Genomic DNA, 14,425 nt, shown 5'->3' with positions numbered 1-14,425 from the left:
AAAACAAAAACCTTGCGACGTCGGTGTCGTTGGCAAACGCGATCTGGCGTTTGAGATAGCTTCAATCGCCGTTGACCGAAGCATTTCTAGAAAAGCAAGGGCCGTGCCAGTTCGCCGCCACGCCCCTTAGTGGTTTGAATTCAAATCGTAATTTCCGGATGCAGATGCGGCGCCCATAAATGCGCCTATTGTAGACTCTGCTGAATTATTGTGCGGTGCACACATTCCGCATCGGGATTCTGCACAAACATGGTGCGCCATCCTCAACCCTCCTGCTCGACCGAAACGCTCTCCGCCAAAGCGCGAACGGGGAAAGTGCGAACATAGGCCCCGATATCTGCGGGATCGAAAACGTGCCCATCCATGAAGCGTTCGCCCGGCCTCTCGCCTTCGACACGAATAGCGGGAGCGGCGGGAGCGGCGGCCTCGCCGAGCGCGTGGCGATAGAGGTCGGGGCGATAGGCGGCAGCCGCCAGCGCCTGCATCTCGGGCGATAGCCGCACCTGTCCCCAGCGCGCCATCTGGCTATAGATCCAGAGCGCCTGGCCGGGACGGGGGTAGTTGGCGTGGTCGCGATGAAAGACGAAGTAATCATCGATCACACGCCTGTTGCCGGCCGCGTCGATGGCGAACTCTCCGGCGAGAACCCGGCGGATGATTTCGATCGGGGCACCGATGTAACGGGGGGCGGCAAGCAGTTCGGCAAGCGTGCCGCGATTGTCCGGCTCATCACACCAGCGCGCCGCCTGGTCGAGCGCCAGAAGCAGGCGCGATACGGTCTCGGCGTTGCTCTCCGCCCATTCGGGCCGCATGCCGATCACCTTTTCCGGCGCCAATGGCCAAATGTCCTGCTTGGCGGCGACGATGCGCCCGAGTCCACGCTCGGAGGCCACCATGTTCCAGGGCGCGCCGACGCAGAAACCATCGATGGCGCCGGCGGCAAGGGCATCCGAGGTCAACGGCGGCGGTACCACCACAAGCTTGACGTCGCGGTCCGGATCGATGCCGCCTGCGGCAAGCCAGTAGCGGACCTCGTAATTGTGTGAGGAGAAGGGATAGGTGACGCCGAGCCTTGGCGCCGCCTCGCCGCTTTGGCGCATGCGGGCAAGCACCGCGGCGAGCGCACGCGCATGGGCGAGCGCATCCTCTACTTCGCCAAGGGCGCCTTCCTCCTGCATGCGGGCGAAGAGCCGGTTGGAAAGCGTGATCGCATTGCCGCCGCGCCCGAGCGAGAAAGGGGCGATCGTCGGCGAAGGATTGGAGCCGAGGCCGAGCATGGCGGCGACCGGCATCGGCGAGAGCATATGGGCGATATCGAACTGACGAAAGGCGAGGCGGTCGCGTACATTGGCCCAGGAGACATCCTTGACGAGATCAAGCGTCAGCCCCTCCTTGCGCGCGAAGCCAAGTTCCGCCGCCACGATCAGCACGGCGGCATCGACCAGCGGAATGAAGCCGGCGCGGATCGTCCGTGCCCCCTCGCCGCCCAGTCTCACCGGCGCCGGCAGCCCGTCACCCATCGCCGCTCCGGGTCGCGAATTGTCGATGGTCGTCATGATGTTCACTCCGGTGTCTCCTTCCGACAGCATCGGAAACCGCGCTCTCACATCAGCAGGCCCGCGGCCGTCACCACGCTCTGCGCGATCTCCGACATCTTCTTCTTTTCGTTCATCGCCGTCTGGCGCAGCAGTGCGAAGGCCTCGTCCTCTGAAAGCCCGCGCATCTTCATCAGGATGCCCTTGGCGCGCTCGATCACCTTTCGCTCTTCCAGCGCCGATTTCGCATCGGCGAGCTCGCGCTGCAGCCGGCTGAAGGCATTAAAGCGGCTGACGGCCATGTCGAGGATCGGTTTGACGCGTTCCTTCTTCAGCCCGTCGACCACATAGGCGGAGACGCCCGCCTCCACCGCCGCCTCTATCGACGCCGTATCGGAGCGGTCGACGAACATGGCGATCGGCCGCCCGACGGTGCGGGTGAGCTGGAACAGATGCTCCATCATGTCGCGGTTGGGGTTTTCGATATCGATGACGATGACATCGGGCCTGAGCGTGTCGATGGTGCGCGCGACGCCCTGGACCTCGTGAATGACTGTGACCTTGCGATGACCGGCCTCATGCAAGCCTTCCTCGATGATCGAGGCGCGGATGGCGTTCTCGTCAATCACGAGAATGGTGAGGTCCCGGTGCGTCATCGCTCGATCATGATGCAGCGCAGCATTTTTCGCAACAGGATTTGCCTAATGTTTTGACATTTGTATTAGATGCATAAAATTTAGGCGAAACGCCAATCGATTGGGCGAGGTTGAGGACGATAGCGGGATGCGGTCGGACGATGTAAAAGACGTCGTAGTAAAAGGAGCGGCGCGCGGATGGCAAAGGGTCAGTTCAGGATGCTGCGCAGCGCTACCGCGGGCATTGACGCGGTGGAGGCGGAAACGCGCCATTCCTTCGCCCGCCATACCCACGACCAGTTCGGCATCGGCCTCATCTACCAGGGCGCACAGAAATCGCTCAGCGGCCGCGGCATGGTCGAGGCCGGCGCCGGCGACATGATCACCGTCAACCCCGGCGAGGTGCACGACGGCGCACCGATCGGTGACGCCGGCCGTTCCTGGCGCATACTCTATTTCGATCCTTCCGTCATTGCCACCGCCGCCGCGGATATCAGCCAGGGCCGCTCGGACGCTGGAGAATTTGCCTCACCGGCTTTTAAGGACGCCGAAGCGGCAAACCAGTTCCGGGCACTGTTCACGGCGATCACCGGTCCCGAAGCAGAGGATGAGACGATCCGGCGCGAGGAGCAGCTTCTGCTGCTGCTTGCGAACGTTCTTGGCACCGGGAAACCCCAGCATCACGAAAGGCCGGCAACCGTCACCGCTGCAAAAACGATGATCGACGACGATCCGACGGCGACGATCACGCTTACCGACCTCGCCGCCGAGGCGAGGCTCAGCCGCTTCCAGCTGGTGCGCAACTTCGCGAAAGCGGTCGGCCTGACGCCGCATGCCTATATCGTCCAGCGCCGCATCGATCTCGCCCGCCGACTGATCGGCGCAGGCACACCGCTGGCAGAGGCCGCATTCGCGGCCGGCTTTGCCGACCAGAGCCACATGACGCGCGTCTTCGTCAGCAAATACGGCCTCTCGCCCGGCACCTATGCCGAGGCCAGGAAGTAACACCCGCAATTCCGTTCAAGACCCGTCTCCCCCTCCGGCGCATTGCTCAACCTGCGCATCGACAGCGCGGCACTGCAACGGAGAACGGACATGTCGGAAAAATTTCAGGGCTATCTCTATCTGTCGCTGGCGATGATCCTCGTCGGCAGCACGGTGATCGTCAGCAAGATCATTGCCGCCGGGCTTGCGCCCTTCACCGCGACAGCTCTGCGCTTCGCCATCGCCTTCCCGCTGTTCCTGCTCTTGATGCGACTGACCAAGACGCCCTGGCCGAAACTCGGGTGGCGCGACTGGCTGATCCTCATCGCCCAGGCGGGTGCCGGTAGCGTCGGCTACACCACCCTGCTGATCGCCGGCCTGAGCCTGACGTCCGCAACCGACGCAGGCGTGGTGATCGGGACCCTGCCGATCGTTTCCGCCGCAATCGCCATCCTGCTTCTCGGCGAGCGCCCCGACCGCCGGATGCTTGCGGCGATCGTGCTCGCCGCTGCCGGCGTGCTTACCATCGTCTTCAAGCCCGGCGAAGGCGCCGCGCACTCCCCGTTCGGCATCGCCCTCATCTTCGGCGCCGTCATCTGCGAGGGCCTGTTCATCCTCATCAACAAGCGCGTCAGGGCCGAGATCTCTCCGCTTGCCCTTTCGACGCTGATGGCAGGTCTCGGCCTCGCCGTCGCCCTCATCCCCGCGCTCTTCGAGGCACCTTCGGCCGCACGGATCGACAAGGGCGCGATCGTTGCGGTTCTCTACTATGCGCTCATTCCGACGGTGGTGGGCTTCGTGCTCTGGTATGCCGGCTCCGCAAGGGTGAGCGGCACCGAGGCTTCCGTCTTCACGGCGCTGGCGCCTGTCTCTGCCGTGCTCTTTGCCTTTCTTCTGCTCGGCGAACCGGTCGGCACCCATCAGTTGCTTGGGATCGGCTGCGTGCTCGCCGCCGTACTTGGCCTGACCGTGCCCCAGATCCGCGCCAGCCGAAGGACAGCGCGCGCCTTTCAGGCAGGGAAGGCTTGAGCCAGAATGAACGCATCTAATCCGAGGGCCTCCATGCACTTCCAACACGCAGACGATATCTGGCGCGACTTCCCGGAGCTCAACGTCGGCGCACTCTTCATCGACAACGTACGCAGCGAAGTTTCGGTCGAGGACCATGTTCGCCGCTTCCAGGCGATCGCAGAGGACCGCCTCGGCGCCGGATCGGAAAGCGATCTGCCGGAAATCCAGGCATGGCGCCGAACCTTTGCCAGGATGGGGCTGAAGCCGACACAGTATCGCTCCGCCTCCGAGGCGCTGCTCCGGCGCTTCCGGAAAGAAGGCAGCCTGCCGGCGATCCATCCGCTGATCGATCTGTGCAACGCCGCCTCGCTCGCCTCCGCGATTCCCATCGCGGTCTTCGACCTTTCGAACGTCAGCGATTTTCTGCACGTCCGCCGCGCGGTCGGCAACGAGACCTATCTGACCTTCGCAGACGAAACGGAAAACCCGGAACCCGGCGAAGTGATCTTCGCGGATGCCGAAGGACGGGCCCATGCCCGGCGCTGGACCAACCGGCAGAGCGGCCATTCGGCGATCCGGCCGCAGACGGCGCATGCGCTGATCGTTGCCGAAGCCATGCACGAAACGGCGCGAGAGGACGTCGCGCGTTTGATGACTGCGCTTTCGGAAGCGATCTCTGCAGCTTGGAGCACTCGCCCGAGCATGGCCATGCTGGATCGCTCGTCACCGCGTTTCGATTTTTCGATTTAGGGAAGTCGTTCCGACACGGCGCGGCAGGCGCCGGAAAACCGGCCGATGCCTCAGGCACCGGCCGGACGAGAAATCGATCACGCCGCCTTGGCGACGTGATACTCCTTGATCGCGACCATCTTAATCGCCGGATAGCGTTCCGCCTCGTAGCGCAGCGAGAAGCTGTCCTGCGCCAGGAACACCGGGTCGCCATCGAGGTCGCGGGCGATGTCGCCGCGACGGGCCGTGACGAACTTGTCGAGTTCGGCAGGCTGATCAGCCGAGATCCAGCGGCAGACCGAGAAGCGCGACATTTCGAAGGAAACCGGCAGGCCGTATTCGGCGCTGAGGCGCTCCTTCAACACGTCGAGCTGCAGCGCGCCGACGACGCCGACGATTGCCGGCGAGCCGTCTTCGGGCGAGAAGAGCTGCACGACGCCCTCTTCCGCCATCTGCTGCAGCGCTTCCTTCAGCTTCTTGGCCTTCATTGCATCTTCCAGACGCACGCGGCGCAGGATTTCCGGCGAAAAATTCGGCACGCCCTGGAACACCAGCGACTCGCCCTCGGTCAGCGTGTCGCCGATCCGGAGCGTGCCGTGGTTGGGGATACCGACGACGTCGCCGGCATAGGCGGTGTCGGCGAGCTGGCGCTGCGACGCGAAGAAGAACTGCGGGGCACTGAGGCCCAACTGCTTGCCGGTGCGCGACAGCCGCGCCTTCATGCCGCGCTCCAGCTTGCCGGAGCAGACGCGGGCAAAGGCGATACGGTCGCGATGGTTCGGGTCCATGTTGGCCTGGATCTTGAAGACGAAGGCCGTCATCTTGTCGTCGGTGGCGTGCACGGTGCGGATATCGGCCACCTGGTCACGCGGCGGCGGTGCGATGTCGCCGAGCGCGTTGATGAGATCGCGCACACCGAAGTTGCGCAGCGCCGAACCGAAGAACACCGGCGTCAGGTGACCTTCGAGGAAAGCCTTCTTGTCGAAGGGCTTGCAGGCCTCGATCGCCAGCGTCAGCTCGTCGGTGAAGACGTCGCGCTCGTTTTCCGGCAGGCGATGGGAGGCCATCTCCGGACCGTTGACTTTGGTCGGGATTTCCTGCGTGTCGGAGCCGCGCACGGTGTCGTGGGCGAGATTGTAGGAGCCGCAGAAGGTCTTCGAGCGGCCGATCGGCCAGGTGACGGGCGCGCAGTCGAGCGCCAGCTTTTCCTCGACCTCGTCCAGGATCTCGAAGGGATCGCGGCTTTCGCGGTCCATCTTGTTGACGAAGGTGATGATCGGAATATCGCGCATGCGGCAGACTTCGAAAAGCTTCAGCGTGCGCGGCTCGATACCCTTGGCGGCGTCGATGACCATGACCGCGGCATCCACCGCCGTCAGCGTGCGGTAGGTGTCGTCGGCGAAGTCTTCGTGACCGGGCGTATCGAGAATGTTGAAGACGTTGCCGCCATATTCGAAGGTCATCACCGAGGTGACGACCGAGATGCCGCGCTCGCGCTCGATCTTCATCCAGTCCGAACGGGTCTGGATCCGATCCTTCTTGGCCTTGACCTCGCCGGCGAGCTGGATGGCGCCGCCGAACAGCAGCAATTTTTCGGTGAGCGTGGTCTTACCGGCGTCCGGGTGGGCGATAATCGCAAATGTGCGGCGGCGGGAGACCGCCTCGGCGAGAGTTTCAGCCATGTCGTAGAATCCTGTGAGTTGCCGCGTCCTTTACAGGCTCGGCCCCGATTATGCAATTGACCGAGGCGCCCGCCGCCCGGCTTATGCGGTCATGAGCACGCACCCATCCGAATCCCGCCCGACCCTCAACCTTGTTCGCCTGCCGCATGGCGAAGGCCTCGAGTTGCCCGCCTATGAGACGGCAGGCGCCGCCGGCATGGATCTGCGCGCAGCCGTTCCCGGCGATCGGCCGCTCATGCTCACCCCGGGCAAACGCGCCCTCGTTCCGACCGGCTTCATCTTCGAGGTTCCCGTGGGCTATGAAGCGCAGATCCGCCCGCGCTCGGGCCTCGCCTTCAAGCACGGCATCACCTGCCTCAACACACCCGGCACCATCGACAGCGACTATCGCGGCGAGGTGAAGGTGCTGCTCATCAATCTCGCTGACGAAGACTTCATCATCGAGCGCGGCATGCGCATTGCCCAGATGGTGATCGCGCCGGTCACGCAGGTGACTGTCCGCGAGAGCGACAATGCCAGCGAGACGACGCGCGGCGCCGGCGGCTTCGGCTCGACCGGGGTTTAATCTACGCAATTCCGGACGGAAAACCGCCTCACACTTTTCCTGGAATTGCTCTCGTCTACGCAATTCCGGACGGAAAACCGCTTCACACTTTTCCTGGAATTGCTCTCTTAAATTAACGGCGGCAAGCGGCGCTTGACCGGCGACGACTTGACGATCGAAGTGTTGGTCTGCGCCTTCTCGGCGATCCGGTCGAGGATCGTGTCGAGCTGCGCCATGTCGCGCACGAAGAGCTTGGCGATGAAGCAATCGTCGCCGGTGACCTTGTCGCATTCTACGATTTCGGGCGTGTCCTGGATCAGCCGCTCAACGATGTGCAGCATGCCCGGCATCGGCCGCACGCGGATGACCGCCTGCAGGGGATAGCCGACCTTCTGGGGATTGAGGGCGATGGTGAAGCCATCGAGAACGCCGCGCTCTTCCAGCTTGCGCAGACGATCCGCAGCACTCGGCGAGGAAAGGCCTGCCTCCTGCGCCAGCTCCTTCAGCGATACCCGGGCATTGGCTGCCAGAATGTCTAGGATCCGTCGGTCAATCTCGTCCAGCATCACGGCACCATAAGTCATAGTAACGAACAGAACTTCGATAATTAGGCAATATAACACAATTGCCTTCGTTCATCCATGGGAAAGGCTGCAAGCACCGGCTATTCTCCGATCACCAACATGGAGCGGCGAACATGAATACCGAACTCAAACGCGGCAGCATCGAGATGACAGCCGCGATGCTGATTTCCGGAACCATCGGCTGGTTCGTGCTGAAGTCGGGGCAGCCGGTGACGAGCGTCGTCTTCTGGCGCTGTGTCTTCGGCGCCGTGACACTCGTCGGCATTGCCTGGTTTCTCGGTCTGTTCGATCGCCGCCACTTCAGCCGACGGATGCTGCTGCTTTCGATCGTCGGCGGCGTCGCGATCGTCGTCAACTGGCTGCTGCTCTTCGCCGCCTATTCCCACGCCTCGATCTCGATCGCGACGATGGTCTACAACACCCAGCCCTTCATGCTCTTGGGGCTCGGTGCGCTCTTCCTCGGCGAGAAGATCACGGCCACCAAGATCTTCTGGCTGTCGGTCTCGTTTGCCGGCATGCTGGCGATCATTTCGGCCAAACCCGGCCACGGCTTCGCGCCGGAAAGCTATCTGACGGGTGTTGCGCTGGCGATCGGCGCGGCCTTCTTCTACGCGATCGCAGCGATCGCGACGAAGCTGCTCAAGGGTACGCCGCCGCATCTGATCGCGCTGATCCAGGTGATCACAGGCACCTTGATGCTGGCGCCGATGGCGCTCGCGGCGCCCGCCCCGTCTGGTGCCGCGCAATGGTCGATCCTGGTCACGGTCGGCATCGTCCACACGGGGCTGATGTATGTGCTGCTCTATGGCGCGATCCAGCGACTGCCGACGCATATGACCGGCGCGCTCTCCTTCGTCTACCCGATCGCCGCCATCGTCGTCGATCGCATCGCCTTCGGCCATCAGTTGCAACCGATCCAGATCCTCGGCTCGATCGCCATCCTCATTGCCGCCGCCGGCATGAATCTCGGCTGGAAACTTCGCCTGCCCTCTTCTATCAAGCGGGAGCGCGAAGGGAGAACCGCATGATCACCTGCTACCTGAAATACGTCATCGACCCCTACAAGGCCGCCGAGTTCGAGCACTATGCCAAGCTCTGGATTCCGCTCGTCAACCGTCTCGGCGGCACGCATCACGGCTATTTCATGCCGCATGAAGGGGCAAACAACATCGCGCTCGCGCTCTTCAGCTTTCCGAGCCTTGCGGCCTATGAAAGCTACCGCCAGGAAATGGCCGCGGATCCGGAATGCCAGGAAGCCTTCGCCTATGCCGAGAAGACGCGCTGCATCGTCAGCTATGAGCGCAGCTTCATGCGGCCGGTCTTCGAATAGTCCCTGGTCGATAAAGCGCGGATTAACGCCGCGCCTCCGATGCCATGCTCAGCGCGAAGCCGAAAAGCGCCGTACCCATGGCCCAGCGCTGCACCACCATGAACAGCGGTCGCCCGGCGAGGAAGGCCGCGATGCCGCTGGCGGCAAGCGCGATCATCGCGTTGACGGTAACGCTGGTCATGATCTGAATCGACCCGAAGACCAGCGACTGGCCGAGCACATTGCCGAGTTCCGGCCGGATGAACTGCGGCAGCAACGAGAGATAGAGCACCGCCACCTTGGGATTGAGCAGGCTCGTCAGAAACCCCATGACGAACAGCTTCTTCGGCCCATCCTTCGGCAGATGGCGGACCTGAAACGGCGAACGCCCGCCAGGCCGCACAGCCTGCCAGGCGAGATAGAGAAGGTAGCCGGCGCCGGCAATTCTCAGCGCATCATAGGCAAAGGGAACGGCGAGAAGCAGCGCGGTGATGCCGAGTGCGGCCGAAATCATGTAGACGACGAAACCGAGCGCAACGCCGCCGAGCGAGATCAATCCGGCGCCCGGCCCCTGGCTGATCGAACGCGAGATCAGGTAGATCATGTTCGGCCCCGGCGTCAGCACCATGCCGAGAGCAAGGAGGGCAAAGCCGATCATATCTTTCAACTCGGGCATGGAGAGGCGCCTTTCGCTCGTTTTCTGCAAGCTCTACCGATCCCGCGTCGGCGGACAACGCCAGACTTGTCACCCGATCAATTTTGTCGTCAGGCGCCTATCGGTCGTCGTTCCTTGATTTCCCTTTTTTGTCCGTCTGCGCTAGAAATCGGCATCACCATCGGAAGGAATGTCCATGACGCTCGCGGCTCTCGTTGCCTATAGCGGCGCACTCTTCATCGCTGCGGCCATACCGGGTCCCGGCGTGACGGCGCTCGTCGCCCGTGCGCTCGGCTCCGGTTTCCGCGAAACCTTCTTCATGGGTCTTGGCATCGTACTCGGCGACATTATCTACCTGACGGCTGTCGTGCTCGGGCTGGCGCTGATCGCCCAGACCTTCACCACGGTCTTCCTGGTCGTGAAATTTGCAGGCGTCCTCTATCTCGGCTACATCGCCTGGAAACTCTGGACCGCGGGGCTGCTGCCCGAGGATATCAAAGCGAAGCCGTCGACGAGTCCGGTGATGTCCTTCCTGTCCGGCCTGCTCGTCACCCTCGGCAACCCGAAGACGATGCTGTTCTATGTGGCGCTGGTGCCGACGCTGATCGACATCGCAGACATCGGCCCCCGCGACTACGGCCTTTTGCTGACGGCAACCTTCCTGGTGCTGTTGGCCGTGCTGGTTCCCTATATGCTGCTCGCGGCGCGCGCACGTCTGCTGCTCAAGCAGCCAAAGGCGCTCCGAACACTGAACCGGGTCGCAGCCAGCGTGTTGGCGGGAACGGCCGCCTATATCGCCGTCCGCGCGAGCTGAAAAAACTTTTCCTGAACAACAACTTCGCCGGTGCTTTTTCCTCCGGCGAATCGTCGCTGCGTGTTTGTCGTTCTGGAATTGAGCAGTCATTGTTCCTATTCTCATAGCTGACAGTTCACGCCCAAGGGAGAAACCCATGTCCGACACACGCAAGCCCGGCCGCGGCCGCGTCTATTCCTCGATCACGGAGACGATCGGCGATACACCCATCGTGCGGCTGGACAAGCTTGCCAAGGAGAAGGGCGTCAAGGCGAACCTGCTCGCCAAGCTCGAATTCTTCAACCCGATCGCCTCGGTCAAGGACCGCATCGGCGTGGCGATGATCGAGAGCCTGGAAGCCCAGGGCAAGATTACTCCCGGCCGCACGACCCTGATCGAGCCAACCTCGGGCAACACCGGCATCGCGCTCGCCTTCGTCGCCGCCGCCAAGGGCTACAAGCTGATCCTCACCATGCCGGAAACGATGTCGGTCGAGCGCCGCAAGATGCTGGCCCTCTTTGGCGCCGAGCTGGTGCTGACGGAAGGTGCCAAGGGCATGAAGGGCGCGATCGCCAAGGCGCAGGAACTGGTCGAGACGCTGCCCGACGCCATCATTCCGCAGCAGTTCGAGAACCCGGCCAACCCGGAAATCCACCGCAAGACGACCGCCGAGGAAATCTGGAACGACACCGAAGGTGCTGTCGACATCTTCGTGTCCGGCATCGGCACCGGCGGCACGATTACCGGTGCCGGCCAGGTGCTGAAGGCGCGCAAACCCTCGATCAAGGTGATCGCGGTCGAGCCGGAAGAGTCCCCTGTGCTTTCCGGCGGCAACCCGGGCCCGCACAAGATCCAGGGCATCGGCGCGGGCTTTGCGCCGGCGATCCTCGACACCTCCGTTTATGACGAGATCGTCACCGTCAACAGCGGCGAAGCGATCGAGGCTGCTCGCCTCGTCGCCAGGCTCGAAGGCGTGCCGGTCGGCATCTCCGCCGGCGCAGCACTGACGGCGGCGATCGAGGTTGGCCAGCGCGAAGAAAACGCCGGCAAGACCATCGTCGTCATCATCCCGTCGTTTGCCGAACGCTATCTCTCGACCGCGCTGTTTGAAGGCCTCGGCGGCTGATCGACAAGCCTTCTCCCACGAAAGGAAAGGGCGCCTCGCGGCGCCCTTTTGTTTCGAACCGACCTCTACGCCGCCGCCTGCAGCCTCTCGCCGGCAATGCGGTAGGAAATCGCTTCGGCCAGATGGATGCGGCCGACCGTCTGCGCGCCATCGAGATCGGCGAGCGTGCGTGCGACCTTCAGCACACGATGATAGCCGCGCGCAGAAAATTTCATCTTCTCGGCGGCATCCCGGAGGAGTTGCAGGCCGGCCGCGTCGGGCTCGGCGATCTTCTCGATCATCGATGTCGAACACCGGGCGTTGCTCGTTAACTCCGGATGACCGAGGGCAGCGAAGCGGTCGGTCTGCAGGGCACGGGCGCGGGCAACCCGACGGGCGACGACCTCACTGCTTTCGGCTGCAGCCGGCTTCAACAGATCGGCGGCACTGACGGCAGGCACGTCGATGCGGATATCGATGCGGTCCATCAGCGGGCCGGAGATGCGCGCCTGGTAATCGGTCATGCAGCGCGGGCCGCGGGCGCAGCTGCGTCCGGGCTCGCCGGCCATGCCACAGCGACAGGGGTTCATGGCGGCGACGAGCTGGATGGCGGCGGGATAGCTCACCCGGTGATTGGCGCGGGCGATGATGCATTCCGCGGTTTCGAGCGGCTGGCGCAGTGCGTCGAGCACCTGCGGCGTGAACTCCGGAAACTCGTCCAGGAACAAGACGCCATGATGGGCGAGCGAGGCCTCGCCGGGCTTGGCGCGCAAGCCGCCACCGACCATGGCGGCCATGGTTGCGGAATGGTGCGGCGTGCGGAACGGCCGCCGGTCCGAGAGTTTGCCGCCCGGCAACTGCCCGGCGATCGAGTGGATCATCGACACTTCGAGCAGCTCGGCCGGATTGAGCGGCGGCAGGATCGACGGCAGCCGTGCGGCGAGCATCGATTTCCCCGATCCCGGCGGTCCCACCATCAACAGATTGTGGTTGCCAGCAGCAGCCACCTCCAGCGCCCGCTTGGCGCTTTCCTGTCCCTTGATGTCGGCGAGATCGGGCAGGTTGGCAGCGCCCGAGCGGATCGCGGCCTGGGGCCGCGACAGCACCTGCGTGCCGCGGAAATGATTGGCGATCGCGATCAGGCTGCGCGGCGCGAGAATGTCGATCTCCGCACCTGCCCAGGCCGCCTCCGCCCCGCTTTCGGCCGGGCAGATCAGCCCCTTGCCGAGCGCATTGGCGCCGATGGCGGCGGGAAGCGCGCCGGCAACGGCGGCAATGGTGCCGTCGAGATTGAGCTCGCCGATCACGACATAGGGCGCCAGCGCATCGCCGGGGATGGCCCCGAGCGCCGCCATCAGGCCGAGCGCGATCGCAAGATCGAAGTGGCTGCCCTCCTTCGGCAGATCGGCGGGGGCGAGATTGACGGTGACGCGCTTGGCCGGCAGCGCCAGACCCGAAGCATGAAGCGCTGCCTGCACCCGCTCGCGGCTTTCGGCCACCGCCTTGTCCGGCAGGCCGACGATCTGCATGCCGACTTTGCCCGGCGCGATCATCACCTGAACGTCGACCGGCAGACCCTCGATACCCTGAAATGCGACCGTGCTGACGCGCGCGACCATGGTTGCTCCCTCGCCCCGGGCGTCCCGTCATTACGGGCGCCGCAACCGCCTTGGGTTGCAAGACGGAGCCTTGCACGGTTCACGCACAAAAACAAGAACAATTACGGAACATCTGAGGCAAGACCTACGCGCTGCCGTTGGCAAGGGCGCACCCCCGCAGCCGCGGGCGGAAGCCGCGGCAATCTCCGTCATCCGGAGACAGGTTCTACCGGAAGCGCCGGATCAGGCGCGTTTGCGCTCGATCGCGTCCCAGAGCAGGCTCGCAACATCGGCGCCGCCAAACTTCTTGACTTCGCGGATGCCGGTCGGCGACGTGACGTTGATCTCGGTCATGTAGTCGCCGATGACGTCGATGCCGACGAAGAGGAAGCCGCGGGCTTTCAGCGCCGGAGCGATGCGGGCGCAGATTTCCCTTTCGCGCGCCGTAAGCTCGGTCGCCTCCGGCCGACCGCCGGCATGCATGTTGGAGCGCGCATCATGTTCGGCCGGAACGCGGTTGATGGCGCCGACCGGCTCACCGTCGACGAGCAGGATGCGCTTGTCGCCCTTGCGTACCGCCGGCAGGTATTCCTGGGCGATGAAGGGCTCACGGAACATCTGGCCGAACATTTCCAGAAGGGAAGACAGGTTGCGGTCGTCACGGGTCGAATGGAAGACACCGGCGCCGCCATTGCCGTAGAGCGGCTTCAGGATGATGTCGCCCATCTCCTGGCGGAAGCTGGCGATCTCCTGGGGGTCGCGGGTGATCAGCGTCTTCGGCATCAGGTCGGCGAATTCGGTGACGAAGATCTTCTCCGGCGAATTGCGCACCCAGGCCGGATCGTTGACAACCAGCGTCTTCGGATGCAGGCGTTCCAGAAGATGCGTCGAGGTGATGTAGCCCATGTCAAAGGGCGGATCTTGGCGGAGCAGGATGACGTCCATGGTCGACAGATCGACGCGTTCGGCTTCGCCAAGCGTGAAGTGATCGCCCTTGACGTCGCGCAGCGTCATCTGCTGCACGCTCGCATAGACCTTGCCGTCGCGCAGCGACAGTTTTTCGGGCGTGTAGTGGAAAAGGCGGTAGCCGCGCGACTGTGCCTCGAGGCTCATGGCGAAGGTAGAATCACCCGCAATATTGATGCCCGACACATGGTCCATCTGGACCCCGACATTGACGATTTTCGCCATCTTCCCGTCCCCTGTGGATCACGCCAAGCGTGATCGATTTCAAATCGTCAGAACGGAAGAGGACGAGAAA

General features: G+C 63.5%; 15 protein-coding genes. 8 read left to right on the top strand and 7 right to left on the bottom strand.

Translation table 11 applies throughout. From position 1 onward, the window contains the following. Nucleotides 1-263: 263 nt before the first annotated feature. Complete coding sequence (locus AC070A_RS10560) at nucleotides 264-1,565, bottom strand: CmpA/NrtA family ABC transporter substrate-binding protein (RefSeq protein ID WP_082615708.1); 1,302 nt, start codon at nucleotides 1,563-1,565, stop codon at nucleotides 264-266. Between the two features lie 38 nt (nucleotides 1,566-1,603). Beyond that, nucleotides 1,604-2,191 carry an ANTAR domain-containing response regulator gene (locus AC070A_RS10555; protein ID WP_058324614.1) on the bottom strand — a complete coding sequence of 196 codons (588 nt, stop codon included), beginning with the start codon at nucleotides 2,189-2,191 and terminating at the stop codon, nucleotides 1,604-1,606. 177 nt (nucleotides 2,192-2,368) lie between these two features. On the opposite strand from AC070A_RS10555, the gene AC070A_RS10550 reads away from it, so the two are divergent. From AC070A_RS10550 to AC070A_RS10540, 3 genes are all read left to right on the top strand, one after another. Further along, nucleotides 2,369-3,175 (top strand): AraC family transcriptional regulator, encoded by an 807-nt coding sequence (locus AC070A_RS10550; RefSeq protein WP_057247946.1) that lies wholly within the window; start codon nucleotides 2,369-2,371, stop codon nucleotides 3,173-3,175. A 90-nt stretch (nucleotides 3,176-3,265) separates the two neighbouring features. Next, nucleotides 3,266-4,183 carry a DMT family transporter gene (locus tag AC070A_RS10545; RefSeq protein ID WP_113479345.1) on the top strand — a complete coding sequence of 306 codons (918 nt, stop codon included), beginning with the start codon at nucleotides 3,266-3,268 and terminating at the stop codon, nucleotides 4,181-4,183. Nucleotides 4,184-4,216: 33 nt separating this feature from the next. Beyond that, on the top strand, nucleotides 4,217-4,915 hold the full coding sequence (locus AC070A_RS10540) for a B3/B4 domain-containing protein (RefSeq protein ID WP_057247944.1): 699 nt from the start codon (nucleotides 4,217-4,219) through the stop codon (nucleotides 4,913-4,915). Nucleotides 4,916-4,992: 77 nt separating this feature from the next. Here the strand turns inward: AC070A_RS10540 and AC070A_RS10535 are convergent, their stop codons facing one another. After that, nucleotides 4,993-6,576 carry a peptide chain release factor 3 gene (locus tag AC070A_RS10535; protein WP_057247943.1) on the bottom strand — a complete coding sequence of 528 codons (1,584 nt, stop codon included), beginning with the start codon at nucleotides 6,574-6,576 and terminating at the stop codon, nucleotides 4,993-4,995. Between the two features lie 91 nt (nucleotides 6,577-6,667). Here AC070A_RS10535 and dut point away from each other — a divergent pair, with 91 nt between their 5' ends. Further along, nucleotides 6,668-7,141, top strand: a complete 474-nt coding sequence (gene dut, locus AC070A_RS10530) for a dUTP diphosphatase (RefSeq protein ID WP_057247942.1) — start codon at nucleotides 6,668-6,670, stop codon at nucleotides 7,139-7,141. 107 nt (nucleotides 7,142-7,248) lie between these two features. Here dut and AC070A_RS10525 read toward each other — a convergent pair whose 3' ends face one another. Beyond that, complete coding sequence (locus AC070A_RS10525; RefSeq protein WP_057248242.1) at nucleotides 7,249-7,686, bottom strand: Lrp/AsnC family transcriptional regulator; 438 nt, start codon at nucleotides 7,684-7,686, stop codon at nucleotides 7,249-7,251. Nucleotides 7,687-7,817: 131 nt separating this feature from the next. On the opposite strand from AC070A_RS10525, the gene AC070A_RS10520 reads away from it, so the two are divergent. Continuing rightward, nucleotides 7,818-8,732 (top strand): DMT family transporter, encoded by a 915-nt coding sequence (locus tag AC070A_RS10520; protein WP_057247941.1) that lies wholly within the window; start codon nucleotides 7,818-7,820, stop codon nucleotides 8,730-8,732. Then, nucleotides 8,729-9,034, top strand: a complete 306-nt coding sequence (locus AC070A_RS10515; RefSeq protein ID WP_057247940.1) for an NIPSNAP family protein — start codon at nucleotides 8,729-8,731, stop codon at nucleotides 9,032-9,034. Before AC070A_RS10520 ends, AC070A_RS10515 begins: the two co-directional genes overlap by 4 nt. Before the next feature lie 22 nt (nucleotides 9,035-9,056). Here the strand turns inward: AC070A_RS10515 and AC070A_RS10510 are convergent, their stop codons facing one another. After that, nucleotides 9,057-9,689, bottom strand: coding sequence for a LysE family translocator (locus AC070A_RS10510; RefSeq protein ID WP_057247939.1), 633 nt, complete (start codon nucleotides 9,687-9,689; stop codon nucleotides 9,057-9,059). A gap of 175 nt (nucleotides 9,690-9,864) precedes the next feature. On the opposite strand from AC070A_RS10510, the gene AC070A_RS10505 reads away from it, so the two are divergent. Together AC070A_RS10505 and cysK are read left to right on the top strand one after the other, a co-directional pair. Continuing rightward, nucleotides 9,865-10,482 carry a LysE family translocator gene (locus AC070A_RS10505; RefSeq protein WP_057247938.1) on the top strand — a complete coding sequence of 206 codons (618 nt, stop codon included), beginning with the start codon at nucleotides 9,865-9,867 and terminating at the stop codon, nucleotides 10,480-10,482. Nucleotides 10,483-10,618: 136 nt separating this feature from the next. Continuing rightward, nucleotides 10,619-11,587, top strand: a complete 969-nt coding sequence (gene cysK / locus AC070A_RS10500) for a cysteine synthase A (RefSeq protein WP_057247937.1) — start codon at nucleotides 10,619-10,621, stop codon at nucleotides 11,585-11,587. 65 nt (nucleotides 11,588-11,652) lie between these two features. Here the strand turns inward: cysK and AC070A_RS10495 are convergent, their stop codons facing one another. Continuing rightward, nucleotides 11,653-13,185, bottom strand: a complete 1,533-nt coding sequence (locus AC070A_RS10495; protein ID WP_113479344.1) for a YifB family Mg chelatase-like AAA ATPase — start codon at nucleotides 13,183-13,185, stop codon at nucleotides 11,653-11,655. 222 nt (nucleotides 13,186-13,407) lie between these two features. After that, complete coding sequence (gene gshB / locus AC070A_RS10490) at nucleotides 13,408-14,355, bottom strand: glutathione synthase (RefSeq protein WP_057247935.1); 948 nt, start codon at nucleotides 14,353-14,355, stop codon at nucleotides 13,408-13,410. Nucleotides 14,356-14,425: the final 70 nt, after the last annotated feature.

It is taken from the genome of Ensifer sp. GW101-20A05, from assembly GCF_059424735.1.
This window is presented reverse-complemented; position numbering and strand designations above follow the sequence as displayed.